The sequence below is a fragment of the Aquitalea sp. ASV11 genome, assembly GCF_016429185.1.
GTDB classification, from domain to species: domain Bacteria; phylum Pseudomonadota; class Gammaproteobacteria; order Burkholderiales; family Chromobacteriaceae; genus Aquitalea; species Aquitalea pelogenes.
This window is the reverse complement of sequence record NZ_JAELUD010000009.1, coordinates 66,797-91,885: the sequence shown is the minus strand read 5'-3', so window position 1 is coordinate 91,885 and position 25,089 is coordinate 66,797. Positions and strand designations below refer to the sequence as shown.

At 58.6% G+C, this 25,089-nt stretch carries 22 protein-coding genes; 15 read left to right on the top strand and 7 right to left on the bottom strand.

Annotated features, from left to right (window positions below; all coding sequences use genetic code 11):
- Together argF and arcC are read left to right on the top strand one after the other, a co-directional pair.
- Positions 1-881: ornithine carbamoyltransferase (gene argF / locus JHD62_RS05295; RefSeq protein ID WP_199102055.1), on the top strand; the 881-nt coding region annotated here is incomplete at its 5' end.
- A 265-nt stretch (positions 882-1,146) separates the two neighbouring features.
- The gene (gene arcC / locus JHD62_RS05290) at positions 1,147-2,091 is read left to right on the top strand and encodes a carbamate kinase (protein ID WP_199102054.1); all 945 of its coding nucleotides are present in this window, start codon (positions 1,147-1,149) and stop codon (positions 2,089-2,091) included.
- Positions 2,092-2,202: 111 nt separating this feature from the next.
- On the opposite strand, the gene JHD62_RS05285 is transcribed toward arcC, so the two are convergent.
- Complete coding sequence (locus JHD62_RS05285; protein ID WP_199102053.1) at positions 2,203-3,240, bottom strand: patatin-like phospholipase family protein; 1,038 nt, start codon at positions 3,238-3,240, stop codon at positions 2,203-2,205.
- Positions 3,241-3,453: 213 nt separating this feature from the next.
- On the opposite strand from JHD62_RS05285, the gene JHD62_RS05280 reads away from it, so the two are divergent.
- Both JHD62_RS05280 and JHD62_RS05275 read left to right on the top strand, forming a co-directional pair.
- On the top strand, positions 3,454-3,792 hold the full coding sequence (locus tag JHD62_RS05280; protein ID WP_199102052.1) for a PadR family transcriptional regulator: 339 nt from the start codon (positions 3,454-3,456) through the stop codon (positions 3,790-3,792).
- Complete coding sequence (locus JHD62_RS05275) at positions 3,789-4,619, top strand: DUF1700 domain-containing protein (RefSeq protein WP_199102051.1); 831 nt, start codon at positions 3,789-3,791, stop codon at positions 4,617-4,619. The genes JHD62_RS05280 and JHD62_RS05275 overlap by 4 nt, the downstream gene beginning before the upstream one ends.
- Positions 4,620-4,686: 67 nt before the next feature.
- On the opposite strand, the gene JHD62_RS05270 is transcribed toward JHD62_RS05275, so the two are convergent.
- Together JHD62_RS05270 and JHD62_RS05265 are read right to left on the bottom strand one after the other, a co-directional pair.
- Positions 4,687-5,244 carry an adenine phosphoribosyltransferase gene (locus JHD62_RS05270; protein ID WP_199102050.1) on the bottom strand — a complete coding sequence of 186 codons (558 nt, stop codon included), beginning with the start codon at positions 5,242-5,244 and terminating at the stop codon, positions 4,687-4,689.
- 100 nt (positions 5,245-5,344) lie between these two features.
- Positions 5,345-6,643, bottom strand: coding sequence for an NCS2 family permease (locus JHD62_RS05265; RefSeq protein ID WP_045845437.1), 1,299 nt, complete (start codon positions 6,641-6,643; stop codon positions 5,345-5,347).
- Positions 6,644-6,810: 167 nt separating this feature from the next.
- Here JHD62_RS05265 and gmk point away from each other — a divergent pair, with 167 nt between their 5' ends.
- The 9 genes from gmk to rpoD all read left to right on the top strand — a co-directional run bounded on the left by gmk (position 6,811) and on the right by rpoD (position 15,661).
- Positions 6,811-7,440 carry a guanylate kinase gene (gene gmk / locus JHD62_RS05260; RefSeq protein WP_199102049.1) on the top strand — a complete coding sequence of 210 codons (630 nt, stop codon included), beginning with the start codon at positions 6,811-6,813 and terminating at the stop codon, positions 7,438-7,440.
- A gap of 70 nt (positions 7,441-7,510) precedes the next feature.
- Complete coding sequence (rpoZ, locus tag JHD62_RS05255) at positions 7,511-7,717, top strand: DNA-directed RNA polymerase subunit omega (RefSeq protein WP_045845439.1); 207 nt, start codon at positions 7,511-7,513, stop codon at positions 7,715-7,717.
- 23 nt (positions 7,718-7,740) lie between these two features.
- Positions 7,741-9,897: a bifunctional (p)ppGpp synthetase/guanosine-3',5'-bis(diphosphate) 3'-pyrophosphohydrolase gene (locus tag JHD62_RS05250; RefSeq protein WP_045845440.1), complete on the top strand. Its 2,157-nt coding sequence runs from the start codon at positions 7,741-7,743 to the stop codon at positions 9,895-9,897.
- Positions 9,898-9,900: 3 nt separating this feature from the next.
- Entirely contained in the window at positions 9,901-10,101 is a 201-nt protein-coding gene (thiS, locus tag JHD62_RS05245; RefSeq protein WP_199102048.1) for a sulfur carrier protein ThiS, read from the top strand.
- Positions 10,102-10,125: 24 nt separating this feature from the next.
- Positions 10,126-10,920, top strand: a complete 795-nt coding sequence (locus JHD62_RS05240) for a thiazole synthase (RefSeq protein WP_199102047.1) — start codon at positions 10,126-10,128, stop codon at positions 10,918-10,920.
- Positions 10,921-11,051: 131 nt separating this feature from the next.
- Entirely contained in the window at positions 11,052-11,264 is a 213-nt protein-coding gene (rpsU, locus tag JHD62_RS05235) for a 30S ribosomal protein S21 (RefSeq protein ID WP_045845443.1), read from the top strand.
- A 106-nt stretch (positions 11,265-11,370) separates the two neighbouring features.
- Positions 11,371-11,817, top strand: a complete 447-nt coding sequence (locus JHD62_RS05230; RefSeq protein WP_199102046.1) for a GatB/YqeY domain-containing protein — start codon at positions 11,371-11,373, stop codon at positions 11,815-11,817.
- Positions 11,818-11,879: 62 nt separating this feature from the next.
- Positions 11,880-13,661 (top strand): DNA primase, encoded by a 1,782-nt coding sequence (gene dnaG, locus JHD62_RS05225; protein ID WP_199102045.1) that lies wholly within the window; start codon positions 11,880-11,882, stop codon positions 13,659-13,661.
- Between the two features lie 71 nt (positions 13,662-13,732).
- Positions 13,733-15,661: an RNA polymerase sigma factor RpoD gene (gene rpoD / locus JHD62_RS05220; RefSeq protein ID WP_045845446.1), complete on the top strand. Its 1,929-nt coding sequence runs from the start codon at positions 13,733-13,735 to the stop codon at positions 15,659-15,661.
- A gap of 479 nt (positions 15,662-16,140) precedes the next feature.
- Here rpoD and JHD62_RS05215 read toward each other — a convergent pair whose 3' ends face one another.
- Positions 16,141-16,902 (bottom strand): tyrosine-protein phosphatase, encoded by a 762-nt coding sequence (locus tag JHD62_RS05215; RefSeq protein WP_199102044.1) that lies wholly within the window; start codon positions 16,900-16,902, stop codon positions 16,141-16,143.
- A gap of 405 nt (positions 16,903-17,307) precedes the next feature.
- On the opposite strand from JHD62_RS05215, the gene JHD62_RS05210 reads away from it, so the two are divergent.
- Together JHD62_RS05210 and JHD62_RS05205 are read left to right on the top strand one after the other, a co-directional pair.
- Entirely contained in the window at positions 17,308-18,576 is a 1,269-nt protein-coding gene (locus tag JHD62_RS05210) for a dicarboxylate/amino acid:cation symporter (protein WP_131355737.1), read from the top strand.
- A gap of 165 nt (positions 18,577-18,741) precedes the next feature.
- A complete protein-coding gene (locus tag JHD62_RS05205; protein ID WP_082696095.1) occupies positions 18,742-19,818 on the top strand; it encodes a type II asparaginase in 1,077 nt (358 codons plus the stop codon).
- A 197-nt stretch (positions 19,819-20,015) separates the two neighbouring features.
- On the opposite strand, the gene JHD62_RS05200 is transcribed toward JHD62_RS05205, so the two are convergent.
- From JHD62_RS05200 to JHD62_RS05190, 3 genes are all read right to left on the bottom strand, one after another.
- Positions 20,016-21,347, bottom strand: coding sequence for a sigma-54 dependent transcriptional regulator (locus JHD62_RS05200; RefSeq protein ID WP_199102043.1), 1,332 nt, complete (start codon positions 21,345-21,347; stop codon positions 20,016-20,018).
- Positions 21,340-23,199 (bottom strand): ATP-binding protein, encoded by a 1,860-nt coding sequence (locus tag JHD62_RS05195; protein WP_199102042.1) that lies wholly within the window; start codon positions 23,197-23,199, stop codon positions 21,340-21,342. Before JHD62_RS05195 ends, JHD62_RS05200 begins: the two co-directional genes overlap by 8 nt.
- 164 nt (positions 23,200-23,363) lie before the next feature.
- Positions 23,364-24,953, bottom strand: a complete 1,590-nt coding sequence (locus JHD62_RS05190; RefSeq protein ID WP_199102041.1) for a PAS domain-containing methyl-accepting chemotaxis protein — start codon at positions 24,951-24,953, stop codon at positions 23,364-23,366.
- Positions 24,954-25,089: the final 136 nt, after the last annotated feature.

Genomic DNA, 25,089 nt, shown 5'->3' with positions numbered 1-25,089 from the left:
TGAAGGGCAAGAACATCGCCCTGATCTTCGAAAAAACCTCCACCCGCACCCGCTGCGCGTTTGAAGTGGCCTGCTACGACCAGGGCGCCAACGTCACCTACCTCGGACCGTCCGGCTCGCAGATCGGTATCAAGGAATCGATGAAAGACACCGCCCGCGTGCTCGGTCGCATGTATGACGCCATCGAATACCGCGGCTTCGACCAGGACATGGTCGAGAACGAACTGGCCAAATTCGCCGGCGTCCCGGTGTACAACGGCCTTACCGACGAATGGCACCCCACCCAGATGCTGGCCGACGTACTGACCATGTGGGAAAACAGCGACAAGCCCATCTCGCAAATCAGCTACACCTACCTGGGCGACGCCCGCAACAATATGGGCAACTCCCTGCTGGTGATTGGTGCCAAGCTGGGCATGGACGTGCGCATCGGCGCCCCGAAACACCTGTGGCCGACCGACGAACTGGTGGCCGAATGCCGTGAAATCGCCACCCGCACCGGCGCCCGCATCACCCTGACTGAAGATGCTGCCGCAGCCGTCAAGGGCACTGACTTCATCCACACCGACGTCTGGGTATCGATGGGCGAACCGGCCGAAGTGTGGGCCGAACGCATCCGCCTGCTCAAGCCCTACCAGGTGAATGCCGCCCTGATGGCTGCTGCCCAGAACCCGCAAGTGAAGTTCATGCACTGCCTGCCGGCCTACCACAACAGCGAAACCAAGGTGGGCAAGGAAATTGCCGCCCAGTACCCGGACCTGGCCAATGGCATTGAAGTGACTGAAGACGTGTTCGAAAGCGAAGCCTGCATTGCCTTCGAGCAAGCCGAGAACCGCATGCACACCATCAAGGCGATTCTGGTAGCGACGCTCGGAGATTAAGCCTGAGGCACCGTGGCAAAGCCCTGCGGCTTTGCCACACCGCCAGTGACTGCAGTCTGACAGCCACACCGCTTCACCCACCACGACGACACCCCCTTGAAGTCGTGGCGGCGGAATCCGCTCCCCCTCACTCAGGCGGATTCCACCCTCCGGCAGGTCATCCCCCGGTGACCTGCCGCCCCATCCGACACACACCGGCCTGCCACAGGCAGACCGGCCACGCCACTGTCCCGACTGTGCGGACAGGGCCAGAAAAGGAAACATCATGCGAGTCGTCGTAGCCCTGGGCGGCAATGCCCTGCAACGTCGTGGCGAAGCCATGACCGCTGACAACCAACGCGCCAACGTCAAGGTGGCTGCCGAACAACTGGCCGCCGTCACCCGGCTGGGCCACAACCTGGTGATGTGCCACGGCAACGGCCCGCAAGTCGGCCTCTTGGGCCTGCAAAACGACGCCTACGCCCGCCACGTCGACGGCAAGGTCACCCCCTATCCGCTGGATGTACTGGGTGCCCAGACCGAAGGCATGATCGGCTACATGATCGAACAGGAACTGGGCAACGTGCTGCCGTTTGAAGTGCCGCTGGCCACCATCCTCACCCAGACCGAAGTCGACGCCGCCGACCCGGCCTTCCAGAACCCCACCAAATTCGTCGGCCCGGTGTACAGCAAGGAAGAAGCCGAAACGTTGGCTGCCAGCCACGGCTGGACCGTCAAGGCCGACGGCGACTACTACCGCCGCGTGGTGCCCAGCCCGAAACCGAAACGCATCTTCGAGCTGCGCCCCATCAAATGGATGATAGAAAAAGGCGCGGTGGTGATTGCTGCCGGCGGTGGCGGCATCCCCACCATGTACCAGGGTGACAAGCTGGTCGGCGTGGAGGCGGTGATCGACAAAGACCTGGCCTCTGCGCTGCTGGCCCGCGAAGTGGACGCCGACTACTTCGTCATCGCCACCGACGTGAAGAGCGTGTTTGTTGGCTGGGGCACCCCGGAAGCCAAGGCCATCCGCCACGCCCACCCGGACGAAATGGACAAGCTGGGCTTTGCGGCCGGTTCGATGGGCCCGAAAGTGGAAGCTGCCTGCGAATTTGCCCGCCTGACCGGCAAGCGTGCAGTGATTGGCGCGCTGGAAGACATCGAGAAGATCGTCAAGGGCGAAGCCGGTACCATCATCTCCACCGAGAAGAGCGGTATCGAGTGGTACTGAGGCCGGGCGCTGCAACACCTGCGGCGGCGTGTCGACGTCGGCTGAAGGGCAGGTGAGATGTGGATCAACAAGGGCTGCCAGGGCAGCCCTTGTTGCATGGTGGCGGCAGAATCAGGCCAGGCCCAGTTCTGCTGCATGGTCGCGGCATAATGCCTGTCCGGCCGCATAGCCTGCCTGATACATCTGCGACAGGTTGGAGTAGGACCAGTCCAGTTCCTGCTCGCGCTGTTCCGGGCGGATGAACTTGTCATAGGGCACGCGCAGCAAATTGGTGCGCGGCTTGCCCTCGGCATCCTTGTTATGCAGGGCCTCGAACAGCTTCAGGTCATCGCGGGCAATTTCGGTCAGCGGGGTGATGATGGATTGCACCCAGGCGTCGTACAGGTCGCGTGGCGGATGGAGGATCTCTTCGCTGCCCAATACATCGAATACCACGGTGGTATCGATGTAAGGGTGATCCTGGAACAGGCGCTTGAAGTTGAGGGTGTCAATGGCCGCGCCTTCGATGTAGTAATCACCATCCAGCAGGTAAGGCGGGTAGATCAGCGGGAAGGACAGCGCGGCCAGAAAGTGTTCGTGGTTGATCTGCTGCTTGTTCCAGCAATCCATGCGCTTTTTGCTGAGGTTGTAGGCATTCAGATAAAACTGCGGCTTGATGTCGGCCAGTCTGGCAAAGTCCACTACCTGGTCGATAAACGGTACATGCGCGCACAGGCCCTGGCTTTTGGCGTTCAGATCGCTGGGGCAGAGCGTGGCCATCAGCCAGCTGCTCCAGTCGGCCGCCAGCCGTTGCAAGGGGCCCTGGTCTGCCTGGGCCTGGATGGCTTGCAGTACCGGATTGGCCTGCTGCCACTGGCGCCACAGATCTGCCAGCGGGCCGGGTTTGTTGAATACCTTGAAGTTGACCGGGAAGACAGAGTACAGCGCATCGGCCACTCCCATGTCGGCCAGTTTTTCCAGTGCGGCTTTCGGGTCCTGCCCTTTGGCGGCGGTATAGAGCAAGCCGACAATGGCACCCGCACCCGAGGTGGAAATGATGTCGAACTCCACACCCGCTTCGATGAAGGCTACCAGCGAACCTGCCATCAATGTGGCGTTAGGGGCGCCGCCGCCCAGTACCAGCGCCAGCGATTTCTTCTTGCTGCTCATGTCTGCCACTCCTGCATGGGAAATGATCAGAATTATGCTTTATGAATTGTGAATTTTCTTTTATTTGATAAGAAAATTCTTAGCAGGAGCTGACTGTTTAGCTAAGTGGTTTTACCATGTACCTTGCAATACATAATAGCTGGAACTAGAATCCGGTCTGACCTTGCGTTGGGCACGTCAAACTATCGTGCAATGCAAGGTAGAGGGTTAAACATGAAAACACAGTTGAAGAAGGGCACGCTGGACATGTGTGTGCTGGCTGCACTGGCGGCGGGGGACAGCTACGCCTACGAATTGGTGAGCATCCTGTCGCGCAGCATGGAGGTGAGTGAGGGAACCATGTATCCCCTGATGCGCCGCCTGCAGGCCGAGGCCTGGGTATCGACTTATCTGGTGGAGTCGGCCAGCGGGCCGTCGCGCAAGTACTACACCTTGACGGCTGAAGGACGACGCCAGCTGACGCTGATGCAACAGGAATGGCAGGAGTTTGTCTGCGACGTAAACAGTGTGTTGCAACTGGCCGCAGGCCGGGCCACGGGAGAAATAGCATGAACCAACAGGAATTCATCCGTCAGTTGCAGGACGCACTGGCACGACTACCGCAGCAGGAAAAGCAGGAGATCATCGCCGATTATCAGGAATACTTCCGCGATGGACTGGCCGCCGGTCGGTCGGAGGAGGAGATTGCCGCTGCTCTGGGTGACCCGCAACAACTGGCGCGGGAGCTGATGGCACGCCACCATATTGCCCGTTGGGAAGACCGCAAGACGGTCGGCAACCTGTTTGCCGTGGTGGGTGCCATTGCCGGCATGGGCTTGCTCAATTTCCTGTTGGCCGTACCCTTCCTGTTTTATCTGTGGATGCTGACCATGGCGGCGCTGGCTTCCACCGGCATCCTGATTGGCGGTCTGGTGCTGTTTGGCACCCTGGCGTGCAATGAGCTGTTCGGCTGGCCGGCCATTCACGAATCGCGCGACGTACGGGCCATCTGGTCCGATTTCGCTCAGGGCGGCCCGGCGGGGAATATTCATATCCGTGGCAGTAACGGCGAAACGGTTGATGTGGTGCGCGAGGCGTCGTCCGGCCGGGCCAGCATTCATATCCAGTCCAGTGATGGTACGGTCAGCCTGGAGCGCAATGCCAGCGAGGCGCTTGGCCGGCTGCATATCAAGGATGAAACCGGGCAGGTGGATATCGGTGGCCTGGACTGGGGCCTCAGCCGCCATGGCATGCTGCTGACCGGCTTGCTATTGATGGCGCTGGGTGGTGGCGGCTTGTTTCTGTGCTACTTGCTGGCGCGCTGGACCTGGCGTGGCTTGCTGGCCTATGGCCGTTACCAGCTGGGTTTGCTGGACAAGGCCAGGGGGAGGGATGTTTGAATAGTCTGGAGTGACAAGCAAAAACGGACCCGCGGGTCCGTTTTGCATGATGATGACGCTGAGAGCCTCAATGGCCGTCGTAGGAGCAGACGGTGAACACATCCAGCCCGCTATCGCGGATCAGCTTGCCGCCACCCAGTTCCGGCAGTTCGATGATGGCGGCGGCTTCCAGTACATCCGCCCCCAGTTTTTTCAGCAGCTTGTAACCGGCCATCATGGTGCCGCCGGTGGCGACCAGGTCATCGATCAGCACTACCCGGTCACCCGGCTTGCAGGCATCGGTGTGGATTTCCACCGTGGCATTGCCGTATTCCAGCTCGTATTCTTCTGCCACCGTGGTGAATGGCAGTTTGCCCTTCTTGCGGATGGGTACGAAGCCGACATTCAGTTCGTAAGCCAGAACCGAGCCGATAATGAAGCCACGTGCGTCCAGTCCGGCAATCAGATCCACCTGTTCCAGCATGTAGCGATGCACATAGATATCGATCAGCATGCGGAAGGTTTTCGGGTTTTGCAGCAGCGGGGTGATGTCGCGGAACATCACGCCCTGGCTGGGCCAGTTGGGTACGGTGCGGATCCAGCCTTTCAGATAGCTGGAATAGTCGAGATTGCTGAGATTTTCCATGGCGCTATTGTACTTTCAAATGAAGCGACCGTGTTTGCTGTCGCACAAAGCAAAAAGGCCCGCCGCACCACGCAGCAGGCCTTGAGTGACCGGATCGGGATCAGGCAAAGAATGCCAGCTTGAAGATCCACAGTGCGGCAATCACCACGACTGCCGGTTTCAGGTCGGCAAAGCGGCCAGCCAGAATCTTGATCACAGCATAGCTGATGAAGCCAAAAGCGATACCGTCGGCAATCGAGAAGGTAAACGGCATGGCCAGTGCAGTCATCACCGCAGGGGCGGACTCGGTCAGGTCGCTCCAGTCGATTTCTGCCAGACCACGTGCCATCAGCACGGCAACATAGCACAGGGCCGGTGCGGTGGCGTAGGCCGGTACGGTTTTGGCCAGCGGGGAAATCCACAGGCAGGCCAGGAACAGGATGGCCACCACGGTGGCGGTCAGGCCGGTACGACCACCCACGGCGGTGCCGGCGGCGGATTCGATATAGGCAGTGGTGGAGGAGGTACCCATGATGGCACCGGCAGTGATGGCCACCGAGTCAGCCAGCAAGGCGCGCTTCAGGCGCGGCAGCTTGCCGTCCTTGTCCAGCAGGCCGGCGCGGTGCGACACACCCACCAGGGTGCCGGTGGTGTCAAACAGGTCGACAAAGAAGAACACGAAGATCACGCCCACCAGACCGGCGCTCATGGCACCGTGCAGGTCCATCTTCATGAAGGTGGGTTCCATGCTCGGTACCGGAGCGAAGATGCCTTCAAACTTGGACAGGCCCAGCGCGATGGACAGTGCGGTCACTACCAGAATGCCGATGATGATGGAGCCCGGCACCTTGCGGTATTCCAGCGCCACGATCAGGAAGAAGCCCAGAATGGCCAGCAGGGTGGTCGGATTGTGGATGTTGCCCAGCGTCAGGTAGGTGGCCGGATGGGCTGCAATCACGCCGGCATCTTTCAGCGCGATGATGGCCAGGAACATGCCGACACCGGCAGAAATGGCAAACTTGAGCGAACGCGGAATGGCGTTGACGATGGCTTCACGCACCTTGAACAGGCTGACAGCCAGGAACACGATGCCGGAAATGAATACCGCACCCAGAGCCGCCTGCCAGGGGATCCCCATGCCCTTGACCACGCTGAAGGTGAAGTAAGCATTCAGGCCCATGCCCGGTGCCAGTGCCATCGGATAATTGGCCACCAGGCCCATGATGGCGGTGCCAAGTGCAGCGGCCAGGCAGGTCGCCACGAAGACTGCGTTCAGGTCCATGCCGGTGGCCGACAGGATCAGCGGATTGACCAGGATGATGTACGCCATGGTCAGGAAAGTGGTGAAGCCGGCAATGACTTCGGTCTTGACCGAAGTGCCGTGTTCCCTCAGCTTGAAAAAGCTTTCCAGTATTTGCATGTCAGAGATGCTCCGAGCCTTGTTATGGTTTGGTGAAGACGCGCGATTTTACTTCGGTGTGAAGACAAATACCTAAATCTTGACATGAAGATACTTTTGCACTTAACCGGAAAAGCAGTCTGTGGTATTCTGAAAAATTACCCTTTCTTTGGCAGGAAGCGCGTTTGATGACCAAAGCAGTCGGGAACATCTATATCGTAGTGGCCCCGTCCGGTGCCGGCAAAACCTCTTTGGTGTCTGCCCTGTTGCAGGCCGAACCCGCGGTGGAGTTGTCCATCTCCTACACCACGCGTGCGGCCCGCACCGGTGAAGTGGATGGTCAGCATTATCATTTTGTGGATCATGCGACTTTCCAGTCCATGATTGCCGCCGGTGACTTCCTGGAATATGCCGAAGTGTATGGCAATTTCTATGGCACCAGCGTGCGCTGGCTGCAAAGCCGCCTGGAAGAGGGACGCGACATCCTGCTGGAAATCGACTGGCAAGGGGCGGAGCAGGTGCGCAAGGTTTTCCCTGAGGCACTTGGCATTTTCATTCTGCCGCCGTCCATCGAAGAGCTGGAACGCCGCCTGCGCGGTCGTGGCACGGACACCGAAGAAGTCATTCTGCGTCGCCTGTCCTCCGCCCGCTCGGAAATCGACAAGGTCGCAGAATACGACTACATCGTGGTCAACGATGACTTCGAACGCGCACGGCTGGACCTGATCAGCATTTTCCGTGCACGCCGCCTGCGTGCTGCCGTGCAAGTGGCACGGCTGGCTCCGGCACTGGCGCGCATGGGCGTGCAGCGCAGCTAGCACGCATTGGTTGCCCCGGCAAAACTCGATATAGTTAAACGCATTGCGTTTCATTCATGAAAGAAATCACATGGCACGTATTACCGTAGATGACTGCCTGGATCGTATCCAGAACCGTTTTGACCTGACCCTGGCTGCAGCTTACCGCGCCCGTCAGGTAGCCTCCGGTGCCACCGCCTTTGTGGATGCCGGTCGTCACAAGCCTACCGTGGTTGCGCTGCGTGAAATCGCGGCTGGCCATGTTGGCCGTGAAGTCCTGACTCGCAACAAGGGCTGATCTGGGTGGTGGCGGAGCGAAGCATGGAGACCGGAGTTCAGAGCGTCATCGACTACAACGCACTGATCGAGCGCGAAGCCGCGGCCTTTTTCGAGGCGGCGGCGCGCTACCTGAAGCCGGAAGACGTGCAACTGCTGCGCCAGGCATTCGAAGTCAGTCGTGAAGCGCACGAAGGCCAGACGCGCAAGAGCGGCGAGCCTTACATCACCCACCCGCTGGCCGTAGCCACCATGCTGACCGACTGGCGGCTGGATGTGCAGGGCCTGGCGGCGGCGTTGCTGCATGATGTGCTGGAAGACACCGGGGTGACCAAGCCCACCCTGGTGGAGAAGTTCGGCAAGGTGGTGGCCGACCTGGTGGACGGCCTCTCCAAGCTGGAAAGGCTGGAATACCAGACCAAGGAAACCGCCCAGGCGGAAAACTTCCGCAAGATGGTGCTGGCCATGGCGCGCGACATCCGCGTCATCATCGTCAAGCTGGCAGACCGGCTGCACAATATGCGCACGCTGGACTCCATGCGTGAGGACAAGCGCCAGCGCATTGCGCTGGAAACACTGGAAATCTACGCGCCGATTGCCAACCGCATCGGCCAGAACAAGGTGTACCGCGAGTTGCAGGATCTGGCCTTCAAGCACCTGCATCCGCATCGCTACAGCGTATTGTCCAAGGCAGTGCGTGCCGCACGCGGCAATCGCCGCGAAGTGGTCAACAAGATCCTGAAAACCGTCAGCCAGCGGCTGGTGGAAAGCAATATCGAAGCCACCATCAAGGGGCGCGAGAAAAACCTGTACAGCATCTACAAGAAAATGCAGGAAAAACACCTGTCGTTTTCCGAGGTGCTGGATATTTACGGTTTCCGCGTGGTGGTGAATGACATTCCCAGTTGCTACCTGGCGCTGGGGGCCCTGCACAGTCTGTACAAGCCCATCCCGGGCAAGTTCAAGGATTACATCGCCATTCCCAAGGGTAATGGCTACCAGAGCCTGCACACCACCTTGTTCGGCCCGTACGGCACGCCGGTGGAAATGCAGATCCGCACCCGTGAAATGAACGGTGTGGCTGAAGCAGGTGTGGCTTCGCACTGGATGTACAAGAGCGGCGATGCCGGCATCAATACTGCCCAGCAGCGCACGCACCAGTGGCTGCAAAGCCTGCTGGACATGCAGGAGGAGAGCGACGACGCCGTCGAATTCCTCGAGCACATCAAGATCGACCTGTTCCCGGACGAAGTGTACGTGTTCACTCCCAAGGGCAAGATCATGGTGCTGCCGCAAGGCTCCACGCCAGTCGACTTTGCCTATGCCGTACATACCGACGTAGGTCATCGCTGTATTGCCGCGCGCGTCAATCATGTGCTGATGCCCTTGCGCACCGTGCTGCGCAATGGCGATACGGTGGAAGTCATCACATCTACCCAGGCCAAGCCCAATCCGTCCTGGCTCACCTTTGTGCAGAGTGGCCGTGCGCGCTCCGGCATTCGCAATTATCTGAAGAGCCTGCAGCGCGAAGAAGCTTCCACGCTGGGTGAAAAACTGCTCAAGCAGGCGATTGGTGCCCTGGCGGTATCACCGCTGCTGCTGGACGATGCACTCAAGGCCGAGTACATGGCAGTGCATGGCGACAAGCTGCAAGGCTTTGCCGAAGTGCTGGCCGAAATTGGTGCCGGCAAGCTGCTGCCCATTGCCGTGGCCCGCCGTCTGGTGGAACTGGCGGGAGAGCGTCTTGGCGAGGACGTCAAGGTTGGCCCCGTCACCATCCGTGGCAATGAGGGTGGAACGGTTCAGCTGTCCAGCTGTTGCAACCCGCTGCCTGGTGATGAAATCCTCGGTGTCATCACCAAGGGGCAGGGCCTGGTGATTCACCGGGTGGCTTGTCCGAATGTGCAGCGTGTTGATCATGACAAGCTGTTGAATGTGAACTGGGAAACTCAGCGCGACCGCATGTTCGGTGTCAGCGTCAGTGTGCTGGCGCGCAACGAGCGCGGTGCCCTGGCGGATATTGCCGCGGCCATTTCCCAGGCTTCGGCCAATATCGAAAGCGTGGACACGCAGGACACCCATGTGGGCGATGGCTTCATCCACATTCATTTCCGTTTGCAGGTGGAGAGTGTGGATCACCTCTCCCGCGTACTGAATGCCGTGCAAAGCCTGGTGGTGGTGCAGCGGACGGAGCGGAGATAACACATGCAATTGCGCATCAATGGTGAAGTGAAAGAATTCGCCCGGCTGGCCACGGTTGCCGAGCTGGTGCAGGCGCTGGAGATTGGAGACAAGCGCATTGCCGTCGAGCTGAACGGAGAAATCGTACCGCGCAGCCAGCATGCCGTGATGGCGCTGGCCGACGGGGATGAGCTGGAAATCGTCGTTGCCGTTGGCGGCGGCTGACAACACCGTAGCAAGGAGTAGACAGTGCAGGATCAACTGGTCATCGCAGGCAAGGCATACAATTCCCGTTTGCTGGTGGGTACCGGCAAATACCGCGATTTCGAACAAACCGCCCAGGCGCTGGATGCCTCCGGTTGCGATATCGTCACCGTGGCCATCAGGCGCGTGAATCTGGGTCAAAACGCCGGCGAACCCAATCTGCTCGATTTTTTGCCGCGAAACCGTTACACTCTGCTCCCCAATACGGCGGGGTGTTATTCCGCCGAGGATGCCATCCGTACCTTGCGCCTTGCGCGCGAGCTGCTGGATGATCACCGGCTGGTGAAGCTGGAAGTGCTGGGTGACTCCGGCAATCTCTTCCCCAACGTCAAGGAAACCCTGAAAGCTGCCGAAGTGCTTGTAGCCGAAGGCTTTGATGTCATGGTGTATACCTCCGATGACCCGATCATTGCGCGTGAGCTGGAACAGATAGGCTGTTGCGCAATCATGCCGCTGGCCAGCCTGATTGGCTCCGGCATGGGCATTTTGAATCCGTGGAACCTGAAACTGATCATCGAGCAATCCAGAGTGCCGGTGCTGGTGGATGCCGGGGTGGGTACCGCCTCCGATGCGGCCATCGCCATGGAACTGGGTTGTGATGGCGTGCTGATGAATACCGCAATTGCCGCTGCCGGCAATCCGGTATTGATGGCACATGCCATGAAACTGGCTGTCGAGGCTGGCCGTGCTGCCTACTGTGCAGAGCGGATGCCGAAACGTTTTTATAGCGCTGTACCAAGTTCTCCTAGTGAGGGGGTGATTTCTTCTCGCAAGCCGTGATGCACAAAAGCGCCACAAAAAGCTTGCCGGGAATGCTTCAGACTTTTACAAACTGCGTATTGTTGTTAAAATGCTGTTTTTTATAGGTTGCCCTATGGGCGCAGCCTAGAAATCTAAGGATACTTGAGTCAATGCCGAATATTCGCGTTAAAGAAAACGAGCCGTTCGAAGTCGCCATGCGTCGCTTCAAGCGCGCTGTAGAAAAAACCGGTCTGCTGACCGAACTGCGTGCTCGCGAGTTCTACGAAAAGCCGACCACCGAACGCAAGCGTAAGCACGCTGCTGCCGTTAAGCGCCACTACAAGCGCATTCGCAGCCAGATGCTGCCGCCGAAACTCTACTAAGAGTTGCATCGGTCATAAAGCGGGACCGCAGGCCATGCCTGCGGTTTTGCCATTTGTACTCCAGAATTCTCGCCATGTCTTGACATGGCCCTCTCGTGAGCACGACATGAGCCTCAAAGTCCGTATCAGCGATGATATGAAGTCCGCCATGAAGGCGAAGGAAACCGAGCGTCTGGCCGCAATTCGCCTGTTGATGGCAGCCATCAAGCAGAAGGAAGTGGACGAACGCATCGAGCTGGATGATGCCGCCATCGTGGCGGTGATCGACAAGATGCTCAAGCAGCGCCGTGATTCCATTTCCCAGTACGAAGCAGCCCAGCGCCAGGACCTGGCTGACAAGGAAAAAGCCGAAATGACCGTGCTGATGGCCTACATGCCGCAGCAACTGTCCGAGGCTGAAATCGACGAGCTGGTTGCCAAGGCCGTGGTCGATTGCGGTGCGGCTTCCATGCAGGACATGGGCAAGGTCATGGGCCTGTTGCGTCCCCAGCTGGCTGGTCGAGCCGATATGGCATTGGTTTCGACGCGTATCAAGGCCAGGCTCTCTGCCTGATCTCCGGCCGGTTACCGTATGGTGCCGGTAATGTTTTTTCCGTGTAAGGCAGGTGTTCGGCGTTGATTCCACAGGACTTTGTTGATCAGTTGCTGTCCCGTGTCGATCTGGTCGACGTGGTGGATCGCTATGTCCCGCTGAAAAAGGCTGGCCAGAACTATCTGGCTTGCTGCCCGTTCCACAAGGAAAAATCCCCCTCTTTTACGGTAAGCCCCAGCAAGCAGTTCTATCACTGCTTTGGCTGTGGTGCGCATGGCTCGGCCATCGGCTTTGTCATGGAGTATCAGGGGCTGGGCTTTGTCGACGCCGTCAAGCTGCTCGCCGAAAGTATCGGCATGCAGGTGCCACAGGTGCGTACCGCCAACCCGGAAGCAAGCCGGGTGGCGCGCGAACGCCAGATTTCGCTGGAAGAAGCCATGCAATTGGCTGCCGGTTATTACAAGCAGCAGTTGAAGTCGGCCCCGGTTGCCATCAGTTACCTGAAAGGGCGCGGTGTCAGCGGCGAAGTGGCCGGTCGTTTCGGTCTGGGCTATGCCCCGGGTGAGTGGCAGAACCTGCAAGCTGTTTTTCCGCAGTATCAGGATGACAAGCTGGTGGATGCCGGCCTCGTCATTTTCAACGAGGAAAGCGGCAAGCGTTACGACCGTTTCCGTGAGCGGGTGATGTTTCCCATCCGTAATCAGCGCGGCGCCATCATCGGTTTTGGTGGTCGCGTGCTGGACAAGGGGGAGCCGAAGTACCTGAACTCGCCGGAAACGGTGCTGTTTGAAAAAGGCCGTGAACTGTACGGCCTGTACGAAGCCCGCCAGGCTATCCGCGAGAAGAACCGCGTGCTGGTTGTTGAAGGTTATATGGATGTGGTGGCGCTGGCCCAATACGGCATCAGCTATGCAGTTGCCACACTGGGAACGGCCACGACTGGTGAGCATGTGCGCAAGCTGATGCGCCATGCAGACCAGGTTTATTTCTGTTTTGACGGTGACAAGGCTGGTCAGAAGGCAGCCTGGCGTGCACTGGAAAACAGCCTGCCGCAATTGCAGGATGGCAAGGCGCTGAATTTCCTGTTCTTGCCGTCAGAACACGACCCGGACAGTTACGTACGGGAGTTCGGTGCCGAGGCATTCGAACAGCAGTTGGCAGAGCACAGCCTGCCACTGTCGGTTTACTTTACCCGCGAGCTGACAGGCCGCGTGGACATGAATACGCCGGAAGGGCGCGCCGACCTGATCAAACAGGCCAGCCCCCTTCTGGCACAGATTGCAGCACCGGCGCTTGGCTTCATGATCAGAAAGCGGCTGGCAGAACTTGCCGGCATGGACGTCGACGATTTCGACATGCTGACTACAGGCAAGAAGGCGCCGGAGCGCAAGGGCAAGCGGGAATACCGTTTGCCGGAGGAATCATATCGCCAGATCAACACGCCCATTGTTCACAAGCAGATCAAATGGCTGCTGATGAACCCGGCGTGGGCCAGCGATGTGAGTTTGCCGGACAGCCTGCCGCTGTCCGACGAGCTGGCCTGCTTTGCGATGTTGGCCGAAAGCGTGCAACAACACGAACAGCCGCCCAATACGGCGCAGTTGATAGAGGGCTTGCGTGGCACCCCCTACGAAGGGCTGATCGACAGTGTATTGCACCAGGCCATGCAGGATCCGGACGAGTTTGCCGATCCCGGTGAGGATGACCGCATTCAGTTTCAGCATGGCAATGCCCGGCTGTTGAAAATGTTGCGTGAGGCCCAGGTGGAAAGGCTAAAACTGAAAGACCGTAATGAAGGTCTAAGTCCGGAAGAAAAAGCATTATTCAGGGAACTGCTCCGAGACCTGCTCGGCTCGCCACCGTGAGCCCGGGCGGAAGTGACGTAGTTGTGTTATAATCAACTGTTTTTTTCGGCTTTTTTAAAGCAGGAAGCAAAATGGCGGCCTCTCCCGAAAATCAAAAAGATGTGCAGGACAACGAAGAACAGGTCATGAGCCTGGAAGAGCAGCGTAAACGGCTGCGCCAGCTGATTGCCCTGGGCAAGGAACGTGGTTATCTCACCTACGCCGAGATCAACGACCACCTTCCGGAAGATGTGTCCGATGCCGAACAGATTGAAAACATCGTCACGATGATTTCCGGTCTGGGCATCCAGGTTTATGACGAAGCACCGGACGCAGAAACCCTGCTGATGTCCGATGCCACGCCGGCCGTGGCCGACGAAGATGCGGTGGAAGAAGCCGAGGCGGCCCTGTCGTCGGTAGATTCCGAGTTTGGCCGCACCACCGACCCGGTGCGCATGTACATGCGTGAAATGGGTTCGGTCGAGCTGTTGACCCGCGAAGGCGAAATCGAAATTGCCAAGCGTATCGAAGACGGCCTCAAGCACATGATTCTGGCGATCTCGGCCTGTCCGGGTACGGTTGCCGAAGTGCTGGAGCTGGTTGAGCGCATTGGCAAGGAAGAAATCCGCGTTGATGAAGTGGTGGATGGTTTCATCGACCCCAATGCCGAAGCTGCTGAAGCTGCGCTCCCGTTTGCCGAGCCGGAAGTCGAAGAAGACGCCCTGCTGGAAGATGAGGAAGAAGAGGCCGAGGACGACGAAGCCAGCGCCGAAGCCGCCAATCTGGCCAATCTGGAAGAACTCAAGCAGCAGACACTGGAGCACTTTGCCGGTGTGCGCATGATGTTCGACAAGATGGTCAAGGTGCTGGAAAAGGAAGGCTCCAAGTCCAAGGCTTATCTGGAACTGCAAGACGCCATCACCACCGAATTCATGATGGTGCGCTTCTCTACCCGCCAGATTGAATCGCTGTGTGAATCGCTGCGCCGTCGCGTTAACGAAATCCGTACGTTCGAACGCGATATCCAGGATATCTGCGTGACGCGCGTGCGCATGGACCGCACCCACTTCATCAAGGTATTCCCCGGCAACGAAATCAACACCGCCTGGGTGGAGACCGAAATCGATTCCGGCAAGGCCTGGAGCGAGGCACTGACCCGCTTCAAGTACGCCATCATCGAGAAGCAGACCAAGCTGTCCGAGTTGCAGGATCGCGCCATGCTGCCGATCAAGGAGCTCAAGGAAATCAACCGCCAGATGTCGGCGGGTGAGTCCAAGGCGCGCCGTGCCAAGAAGGAAATGATCGAGGCCAACCTGCGTCTGGTGATTTCCATCGCCAAGAAGTACACCAACCGTGGCTTGCAGTTCCTCGACCTGATCCAGGAAGGCAATATCGGCCTGATGAAGGCGGTGGACAAGTTCGAATACCGTCGTGGTTACAAGTTCTCGACCTATGCCACCTGGTGGATTCGTCAGGCCATCACCCGCTCGATCGCGGACCAGGCCCGCACCATCCGTATTCCGGTGCACATGATCGAAACCATCAACAAGATGAACCGCATTTCGCGTCAGATCCTGCAGGAAACCGGCCGTGAGCCCGATCCGGCCGAACTGGCGGAAAAAATGGAAATGCCGGAAGAGAAGATTCGCAAGATCATGAAGATTTCCAAGGAGCCCATCTCCATGGAAACCCCGATCGGCGATGACGACGATTCCCATCTGGGTGATTTCATCGAGGACCAGAACAACCTGGCACCGTCCGATGCTGCGATGTACTCCAGCCTGAAGGACGCGACCAAGGAAGTGCTGGATACCCTGACCCCTCGTGAGGCCAAGGTATTGCGCATGCGTTTTGGTATCGACATGAATACCGACCACACGCTGGAAGAAGTGGGCAAGCAGTTTGACGTGACGCGTGAGCGTATCCGTCAGATTGAAGCCAAGGCTTTGCGCAAGCTGCGTCACCCGACCCGTTCGGAACGCCTGCGCAGCTTCCTGGACAACGAGCCGGGCGGTCAGTAATACAGCCTGTCTTTTAAGACGGCATCCCCAAGCTGCTTGCATCAGGGCTTGGGGATTTTTATTTCATTCTGTTATACTGCGCAGCTTCGGGCCTCTAGCTCATGCTTGGTTAGAGCAGCGGACTTAACAAGTGAGCTCCTACGACTCGCAAGAGTACGGAGTGCACTGATTGGGTTGCCTTGGAGCAAGTTGACTCTGCTCTCTGGTAGAACTGCTCAAATTCGGGGAAACCTCTGCTGGCGTGGCGGCGTGGCAATCCCGAGCGAAGCTCTCGCAAGAGAGAACGTGTAGAGACTGTACGGGCAGGTCGTAAAGACAAGAGACAGTCCAGACCACAAACCCGAAAGGGGCGGCGAAAGCCGTAGCGGGTAAGCATAATCCGTTGGTGCCGGGTTCGACTCCCGGGGGGCCCACCAAACAAAAAAGCCGCTGTGAATCATTCACAGCGGCTTTTTCATGTCTTGTTATCTTGGCAGTGTCTATTGCAGATACTGCTGTTGCAGTTGCCGCTTGCAGTGTGGATCCAGCCCGATGACAGATTGCAAGTAGTCATCCACCGAGCCGTAGTGTTCTTCTACCGTCCTGTAAAACCGATCCAGATACCGGCTGTCCACGCGTAGCGCAATGGCGAAGGCTGCTTGCTGGGCTGGGGTGGCACCAGCGGCCGCCGCCTGGGCAAGCAGGCGTGCGTTTTCCTCCTGGCGCAGGCGGTTGGTTTGCAGATAGTCCTGGTAGATCACAGGCCTGGCCACTTCCAGTGCTTCCAGAATCAGCATGGCGGCAATACCGGTGCGATCTTTGCCTGCGGCGCAATGAAACAGCACGCTTTCATGTGCGGCATTATTGAGCAGTTCCCGGAAAAAACGCTGATACCCGACGTGTGCGGCCGGAGCAAGCGCCAACTCCTGGTACAAGGTCAGCATGTATTCGTGGGTATTGCTGCGGTCGTCCAGCTTGCGGAATGCGGCAATGGAGGCTTGTGCCATATGCGGTGTATCGCTCAAAAGCTCGATATGGATATAACGGATGCCGTCAATGAGGGTGTCAGGTCGCTGGCGCACTTCTTCTGCACTGCGCAAATCAATGATTTTGTTCAGCTGGTAATCCTGCACCAGCTGCTTGGCTTCTGCGGCAGACAATTGCGACAGTTCGGCAGAACGTAGCAGACGATGTGCAAGCAGATGCTGACCATGTCTATTCTGTATGCCGCCCAGATCTCGGAAATTGGTGATGATGCTCAAGGCAGGGTTCCTAATGTGGTCTGATCATAATGCAGCAGCTGCCAGGCAAACTGGACTGCTTGCCGGGGCTGCCAGCCATTTTCGGTGATTCTGCCGCTTACACAAAAGGGTGGTGGTAACGGTGGAGCTGTCTGCAAGTGCATGTTGCAGTGCGGAAACTTTTCGCCGGATAGCAGGTCACAAGAGCCCCAGCGCGGTATCCACTGCCACCATTCCGGTCGGTTTTCCAAACGCCGTTTTCAGCTTCCATTCGGATTTCCGAATCAATGCTATTGTATTTTTATTTTTATTCATAAAAATCAGATATTTACGTGCTAAAAATGTGAATTTTTCTTGGCACGCTTTCTGCTGTATAGAGCGTACTCAACACCGGCCATAAAGCCGGGTTACTCTGGAGAAACGCTCGTGAAAACCAACAAGATTACCCTGTGGGTCTTGATCGCCCTGGTGCTGGGCATCGCAGTCGGCTACGGCTGTCACACCTCGATTACCGATCCGAAGCAACTGAAAGATGTTGCCGGTTACTTCTCCATCCTGACCGACGTGTTCATGCGTCTGATCAAGATGATCATTGCACCGCTGGTGATGTCCACCCTGGTGCATGGCATTGGCAGCAGTGATTCCCGCTCTGTGGGTCGTGTTGGTCTGAAGGCCATGTGCTGGTTCATGGGTGCCTCGCTGGTTTCCCTGTTCCTGGGCCTGATTTTCGCCAACAGCCTGCAACCTGGCGTGGGTTACACCCTGCCGGTGGCTGATGCTGCGGCACCGGCCCTGAAGACCAGCGCGCTGAACCTGAAGGACTTCATCACCCACATGTTCCCCACCAGCTTCTTTGACGCCATGGCGAAAAACGAAGTGCTGCAAGTGGTGGTGTTCTCGGTGTTCTTCGGTTTTGCCATTGCTTCTTACAAGGGCCCGAAACCGGACATCCTGATGAAGGGTCTGGAACAGCTGGCCAACATCATGCTGCGCGTCACCAATATCGTGATGATGTTTGCCCCGGTTGGTGTATTCGGTGCCGTTGCTTCCACCATTACCGCTGATGGCCTGGGTGTGCTGTCCATGTACGCCAAGTTCATGGGTAGCTTCTACCTGGCCCTGGCTTGCCTGTGGATGCTGATGATTGCCGCGGCCTATGGCTTTGTCGGCAAGAAGATCTTCGCCCTGCTCAAAACCATCCGCATGCCGCTGATGCTGGGTTTTGCCACCGCCAGTAGCGAAGCTGCTTACCCGACCCTGCTGGAGCAGCTGGAACGCTTCGGCATCAAGGAACGTGTTTCCGGTTTTGTCCTGCCGCTGGGTTATTCGTTTAACCTGGACGGTTCCATCATGTATACCTCGTTTGCCGCCCTGTTCATCTCCCAGGTTGCCAACATCAACCTGACCCTGGGCCAGCAAATCACCATGCTGCTGATCCTGCTGATCACCAGCAAGGGTATTGCGGGTGTACCGCGTGCTTCGCTGGTGGTGGTGGCCGCCGTGCTGCCGATGTTCAACCTGCCTGAAGCCGGCATTCTGCTGATTCTGGGTATCGACCACTTCCTGGACATGGGCCGTACCGCCACCAACGTGCTGGGTAATGCCATTGCCACTACCGTGGTTGCTGCTTCGGAAGGCGATATCGATGCCGAAGCTGCGCATGCCAACCCGGCCCTGGCCGAAGATCAGGCCTGAGCCCCGGCGTCCCTGCCACGCATAAACAAATAAGAAATCAGGCGAGACTCCCCGCCCAGCCAAAGCTGCCGATACAGGTGGACAAGCTGGTGACGGGGGGATCGCTGCAGTGAGTTGCTCCCCGGCAACGTCATCTCCCACTTGTCTTTCTACAAAGGAAGAGACATGAAAAAAACCTTCAAAATGTTGTTGTCCAGCGCAGCTGTCATGGCTGCATTGTGTGGTCAGTCCGCCCAGGCGGCTGATGCGGCCAAGCCGCACGTGGTGATTCTGGCAACCGGTGGCACCATCGCCGGTACTGGCGCTACCAGCACCACCACCATTGGTTACACCGCAGCCAAGCTGGGCGTGGACAAGATGATTGCCGCCGTACCCGAGCTGTCAAAGGTGGCTGATGTACGTGGCGAACAGGTTGCACAGATCGCCAGCGAAAGCATGACCAATGAAGTGTGGTTGAAGCTGGCCAAGCGTGTGAACGAACTGCTGGCCCAGAAGGATGTAGACGGCGTGGTGATTACCCACGGTACCGACACCATCGAAGAAACCGCTTACTTCCTGGACCTGGTGGTGAAGAGCAAGAAGCCGGTGGTTGTGGTTGGCTCCATGCGTCCGTCCACCGCCATCAGTGCAGATGGCCCGATCAACCTGTATAACGCGGTGATTCTGGCTGGCAGCAAGGATGCGGTTGGCAAGGGTGTGCTGGTTGCGCTGAACGACCAGATCAACGCCGCCCGCGAAGTCACCAAGACCAATACTTCCACTACCGACACCTTCAAGACGCCGGAACTGGGTTATCTGGGTTACATGCAGGACAACAAGCCGCACTTCTACCGCATGTCCACCCGCAAGAACACTGCAGATACCGAATTTGACATCTCCAAGCTGAACAGCCTGCCGCGCGTCGACATCGTTTACGGTTACGCCAACATGGACCGCGTGGCCATGGACGCCGACATTGCTGCCGGTGCCCAGGGCATCGTGCAAGCCGGTGTGGGCGATGGCAGTATTGCCGCCCAGATGATGCCTGCCATCCGTGATGCCCGTAAGAAGGGTGTGATCGTGGTACGCAGCTCGCGCGTGGGTAGCGGTATCGTGGCGCGTAATGGTGAAGCCAATGACGACCAGGAAGATCTGGTGGTGAGCGACACGCTGAATGCGCAAAAAGCCCGCATCCTGCTGATGCTGGGTCTGACCAAGACCCACGACACCAAAGAACTGCAACGCATGTTCTACACCTATTGAGCTGGCTGACAGGCGCTGTACCGGCCTGTCTGTCGACTGCGACACCGTTGGTGTGATCCCCCAGCAGCGACAGCATGGTGTAGCGACTGATCAAGCAGCCTTTGGCAAGCGGCCCCGGTGGCCGCTTTTTTTATGCCTGCAGCCCGGTGCCGGCCGGGACTGCGGGCATGCCAACAGCCCGGTCATCAACCGGGCCATCAACCCGATTGATTCAGGCCGTATTTTTTCAGTTTGTCGAACAGGGTGGTCTTGGCCACTTTCAGCGCTTCGCTGGTGCGGCTCAGGCTGTAACCGTGGCGACGGAACTCCTCGGCAATCAGTGCCCGTTCGAACGCTTCCACGGTTTCGGCCAGCGGCAGGCTCTGGCTTGGCTCGCCGGATTCCGACAGCGGGGTGCGAATGCCCAGCACATAGCGTTCGGCCACATTGCGCAATTCGCGCACATTGCCCGGCCAGTCGTAGGCCAGCAGCTCGGCCTGTTCATGGGCTTCCAGTTGCGGGGTAGGGCGGTCGAAACGGCTGGCCGATTGCAGCAGGAAATACTCGAACAGTAGCGGAATATCCTCGCGGCGTTCGCGCAGCGGCGGTAGTTGCAGCGTGACCACGTTCAGCCGGTAGTAGAGGTCGCTACGGAAGCTGCCGTTATTGCCCATGGCTTTCAGGTCGGCCTTGGTGGCCGATATCACGCGACAATCCACCGGAATGGGGGTATTGGAACCCAGCCTTTCCAGCGTGCGTTCCTGCAGCACGCGCAGCATCTTGATTTGCAGCGGTAGCGGCATGCTTTCGATTTCATCGAGAAACAGCGTGCCGTTATTGGCATATTCGATGCGGCCGATACGGCGTTTGGCGGCCCCGGTGAAAGCATGGGCCTCGTGGCCGAAAATCTCGCTCTCGAACAGGTTTTCCGCCAGCCCGCCACAATTGACGGCGACAAAGTTGTGCTTCTGGCGACGGCTGATTTCATGCAGGCAACGCGCCACCAGCTCCTTGCCGGTGCCGGTTTCACCCAGGATCAGCACATTGGCCGAGGTATCGGCCAGGTCGGCAATCATGCGGCGCACTTTTTCCATGGCCGGCGAGCGGCCGATCAGGCGCGATTCCAGGCTTTGCTTGTCCTGCAGCTGACGGCGCAGGCTTTCCACTTCCAGGCTCAGGCGGCGCTGCTCCATGGCACGGCACACCACATCGTGCAGGCGCTCTGGGGAGAAGGGCTTTTCGATGAAGTCGTAAGCGCCATCTTTCATTGCCTGTACCGCCAGGCTGACATCGCCATGACCGGTGATCAGGATCACCGGCAGGCTGGCATCACGGGCCAGCAAGTTGCGCATCAGCGCCATGCCATCCTGTCCTTGCAGGTGGATGTCGCTGACCACGACGCCTGGAAAGCCTGGGGTGACTAGCGCCAGGGCTTGCTCGGCGCTGGCCACGCCGCGGGCATCCAGGCCTTCCAGCATCAGCGCTTGCTCGCAGCCCAGCCGCACGTCCGGATCATCTTCGACGATCAACACTTTCATCCCATCAAACATGACGGTTTTCCTTTGTGGCAAGCGGCAGGGTGATGGTGAACACGGCACCGCCCTGCGGGTGATTGTCGGCACTCAGGCTGCCACCGGCTTCGGCAATGATGCCGGCGCTCAGGGTCAGCCCCAGGCCCAGGCCGATACCGGCGGGCTTGGTGGTGACAAAGGGTTCGAACAGCTGGGCGCGCACTGACTCGTGCAGGCCGGGGCCGTTATCGCGGATTTGCAGCACCAGCTGGGTGGGCGTGCGATGACCGCTGATTTCAATCTGCCCTTCCGGGCGCTGTTGCAGCTCGTCCAGTGCATTGGCCAGCAGATTCACCAGCACCTGTTCAAAGCGGTTGGGGTCGCAACGTGCTTGCCATGGCTCCGGGGCATTGGGGCGCAATATCCTGATGCCACTTCCCTCCAGCCGGTTGCGCAGCAATAACAGGGCGCTGTCGATGGCCATGCTGATGTCTACCGTACCCAGGCTGTTGGTGGACTTGCGCGAGTAGCTTTTCAGCGCACTGGTGATTTCGCCCATCTTGTCCACCAGCTGGCAGATGGTTTGCAAATTGGTGCGCACCGTGTCGGTTTGCGCGCGCTCCAGAAACTTGATGGCATTGCCGGACAAGGTGCGCAGTGCCGCCAGCGGCTGGTTCAGTTCGTGCGCCACACCGGTAGCCAGCTGGCCCAGTACTGCCAGCTTGCCTGCCTGCACCAGATTGTCCTGCGTCTGGCGCAAATGCTGTTCGGTCCGGATACGTTCGCTGACTTCTTCTTGCAGTCGCTGATTGGTCAGCGACAGGTCGGCGGTACGTTCTTCCACCTTGCGTTCCAGCTCCCGGTAGGCTTGCTGCAGCGCTTCGCGTGCGGCCAGCTTGTCGCGCAGGCGGCGACGGCGCTCGTTCAGCCACAGAATGCCGGTCAGGCTCAGCAGTGTCAGCACTGCGGCCAGCGCGGCCCGGTTGTAGGCCAGCTGGTAGACCGGGTCCAGGCTGGACAGCACGGTGAGCCGCCAGTTGGACAGCGGCAGCTGCAAGGACTGGCCCAGCATGTCCCGCGGGTAGGCCAGGCGGCTAAGCGGCTTGCGTCCTCCCTGTTCCAGCCGGTAGATGTGGCTGCCATTGCCCAGGCTGCGCCGCTCTTCCAGCCCCAGTGGCGGCAGACGTTTGCGGTTGTACTGCAAATTGCGGTCAAACGCGTCCTGCAAGGCCTTGCTGAAGGGTTTGAGCGTATTGAATTTCCAGCCCGGTTCGGTGGCCAGAATCACCACGCCGTTCTGGTCCGATACCATCACCGTGGTCTTGTTTTCCCGCCACAGTTTTTCCAGGTATTCCATATTCACCTTCACCACCGCCACCCCGATGATGCGGCCGTGGCTGCTCAGCGGTTCGGACAGATAGTAACCGGCTTCGCTACGGGTGGTGCCAACGCCAAAAAAGCGGCCGGGCTGGCCATTCATGGCATCGGTGAAGTAGGCGCGGAATGCGTCGTTCTCGCCCAGATAACTGTCCGGCTGGCGCCAGTTGCTGGTGGCCTTGACCACGCCCTTGTCATCCATGATGTAAATGGCACTGGCACCGGTGCGCTGGCTCAGGCGTTCCAGATAATCATTGGCGGCCTGCTGGCGCTGGACATCGTCCGGAGCGTGCAGCAAACGGTCTACATAGGGGGACAGGCCCAGCAGGCTGGGCAGGCGGGCGTAGTGCCCGATTTCACTTTCCAGGCTGTTGGCGTACAGCTCCAGTCGCTGGGTATTGGCCGCACGCAGTTCTTCCAGCGAGCCGTCCACGCTGGCGCGAAAGGCACTGACGGCAGCAATGTCCATCAACACCAATAACAGCGCAATTCGTAGCACGGTACGCAGTTTCAAGCGAAATCCAATCCTGAGGTCGAAAGTTGCCCGGCTGGCGGTCTGCTGGCCGTAAAACACAGCAAGGCGGCCCAGGGCCGCCTTGTTCAGATTAGTGCTGCCCCAGTTGACGGGGCAGGGCTATTGTAGCAAAAGCATGGCGCTTCGCGTGGATGCTGACCGGCTCACAGATGACGCTCGAAGTGGCTGACCAGTCGCTTCAGATCATGCGCCGTGGTGTGCAATTGCTGGGCCACTTCACGCGTGGTGGCAATGCTGTGGCTGTTCTGCTCGGTCAGCACGCTCATGGTTTCCATGTTCTGTGCCACTTCGGTGGAGGCCGAGGACTGCTGTTGCAGCATCTCGGCCACATTGGCGGCTGAAGCCGACACGCCCTGATTGGCCTCGCGGATGGCTTCCAGGCTTTCACTGGCGGTGCTGATGGCGCTTTCCACGCCTTCCACCTTGTTCAGTGCCTGCTGGACGTTTTGCAATACCTGGCGGGTGCGTTCGTGCAGCACATTGATGGACTGTTCGATTTCCAGGGTATTGCCGGCAGTGCGCTCTGCCAGTTTGCGTACCTCATCGGCCACCACGGCAAAGCCGCGACCTTGTTCTCCGGCCCGGGCTGCTTCGATGGCGGCATTCAGCGCCAACAGGTTGGTCTGATTGGCAATCTCCTTGATCACCGAGGTGACCGAACCGATTTCTTCCGCCGACTTTTCCAGTACCAGAATGGCATCGCGGGTATGTTCGAACTCGCCCATTACCTGACGGGTGGCCTGGCTGGTTTCCCGCATTTTGTCCTCGCCCTGATCCGCCAGCCGGGTGGCTGCACTGGCGTGGCCTGCTCCTGTCTTGGTGGTGAGGGAAATCTCATTCACCGATACCGATAGCTGTTCCAGCGCAGCGGCAACGCGGGTGATGCCTTCCAGCGCGTGTTCACCGCGTTTTTCCAGATGGGTAGCTTCGGTATGGGTGGCGGTTGCCGCCTGGCTGATGTCATGCGCGCCGGTCACCACATCGGCCAGCACCGCACGGGTATTGATGCGCATGGTTTCCAGCATTTCCATCATCTGGCGCATGTCCTGGCAGCCGGACTGCGCTATCGGCTCCTTGAAATTGCCTTCTGCCAACCTGCCCAGACCTTGTTTGGCCTGTGCCAGGGGTGCGGCAATGCCCTGGTAAATGAAGAAGGCTGCGCCAATCAGCCAGAGGATGCTGCCTGCATTGAGAAGGTCGTGGACGATGCTGTCCGGCAGGATGAATTGGGCCAGCAAGGCCAGAATCGGCGGCAGCATGGCCAGCAACAGCAGGCGCTGCATGGAGAGCCCCTTGTGCTGGCGGGTGACCGGGAAGGGGCTGCGCTTGGCACGGATTTCGGCATACAACTGCTCGGCCTGCTGGCATTGCTGCTTGTCCGGTGCGCTGCGCACCGACATGTAGCCAACCATTCTGCCGTTTTCCATCATCGGTGTGACATAGGCATCCACCCAGTAATAGTCACCCTGCTTGCTGCGGTTCTTCACCAGGCCGCGCCAAGGGTGGCCGGCTTCCACCGTGCGCCACAAGTCCTCGAATGCCTCGGCTGGCATGTCCGGATGCCGCACCACATTGTGAGGCTGGCCAATCAGCTCTTCCTCGGTAAAGCCGCTGATTTCGATGAAGGCACGATTGGCGTAAGTAATCAGCCCCTTGATGTCGGTCTTGGTGACGATGGGCCGTTTGGGATGCAAAAACAGCTCATGCTGGGTGACAGGCTGATTGTTACGCATGATTGATCTCTGAAAAATGACGGAGCATCCAGTGCCCGGCTGGCTATTACACAAGCTTGTTCAGCAGCCGGTCTCACTCCCAAAAAATGGAGCACTGATTGCGGTATAGCTGAAAAAGTTAATGCCATAATCATTT

What these genes read in the sequence shown, in the direction of transcription:
- arcC (WP_199102054.1), top strand. Translation starts at nt 1,147, where the DNA reads ATGCGAGTCGTCGTAGCCCTGGGCGGCAATGCCCTGCAACGTCGTGGC.
- JHD62_RS05285 (WP_199102053.1), bottom strand. Translation starts at nt 3,240, where the DNA reads ATGAGCAGCAAGAAGAAATCGCTGGCGCTGGTACTGGGCGGCGGCGCC.
- JHD62_RS05280 (WP_199102052.1), top strand. Translation starts at nt 3,454, where the DNA reads ATGAAAACACAGTTGAAGAAGGGCACGCTGGACATGTGTGTGCTGGCT.
- JHD62_RS05275 (WP_199102051.1), top strand. Translation starts at nt 3,789, where the DNA reads ATGAACCAACAGGAATTCATCCGTCAGTTGCAGGACGCACTGGCACGA.
- JHD62_RS05270 (WP_199102050.1), bottom strand. Translation starts at nt 5,244, where the DNA reads ATGGAAAATCTCAGCAATCTCGACTATTCCAGCTATCTGAAAGGCTGG.
- JHD62_RS05265 (WP_045845437.1), bottom strand. Translation starts at nt 6,643, where the DNA reads ATGCAAATACTGGAAAGCTTTTTCAAGCTGAGGGAACACGGCACTTCG.
- gmk (WP_199102049.1), top strand. Translation starts at nt 6,811, where the DNA reads ATGACCAAAGCAGTCGGGAACATCTATATCGTAGTGGCCCCGTCCGGT.
- rpoZ (WP_045845439.1), top strand. Translation starts at nt 7,511, where the DNA reads ATGGCACGTATTACCGTAGATGACTGCCTGGATCGTATCCAGAACCGT.
- JHD62_RS05250 (WP_045845440.1), top strand. Translation starts at nt 7,741, where the DNA reads ATGGAGACCGGAGTTCAGAGCGTCATCGACTACAACGCACTGATCGAG.
- thiS (WP_199102048.1), top strand. Translation starts at nt 9,901, where the DNA reads ATGCAATTGCGCATCAATGGTGAAGTGAAAGAATTCGCCCGGCTGGCC.
- rpsU (WP_045845443.1), top strand. Translation starts at nt 11,052, where the DNA reads ATGCCGAATATTCGCGTTAAAGAAAACGAGCCGTTCGAAGTCGCCATG.
- JHD62_RS05230 (WP_199102046.1), top strand. Translation starts at nt 11,371, where the DNA reads ATGAGCCTCAAAGTCCGTATCAGCGATGATATGAAGTCCGCCATGAAG.
- rpoD (WP_045845446.1), top strand. Translation starts at nt 13,733, where the DNA reads ATGGCGGCCTCTCCCGAAAATCAAAAAGATGTGCAGGACAACGAAGAA.
- JHD62_RS05205 (WP_082696095.1), top strand. Translation starts at nt 18,742, where the DNA reads ATGAAAAAAACCTTCAAAATGTTGTTGTCCAGCGCAGCTGTCATGGCT.
- JHD62_RS05200 (WP_199102043.1), bottom strand. Translation starts at nt 21,347, where the DNA reads ATGTTTGATGGGATGAAAGTGTTGATCGTCGAAGATGATCCGGACGTG.
- JHD62_RS05190 (WP_199102041.1), bottom strand. Translation starts at nt 24,953, where the DNA reads ATGCGTAACAATCAGCCTGTCACCCAGCATGAGCTGTTTTTGCATCCC.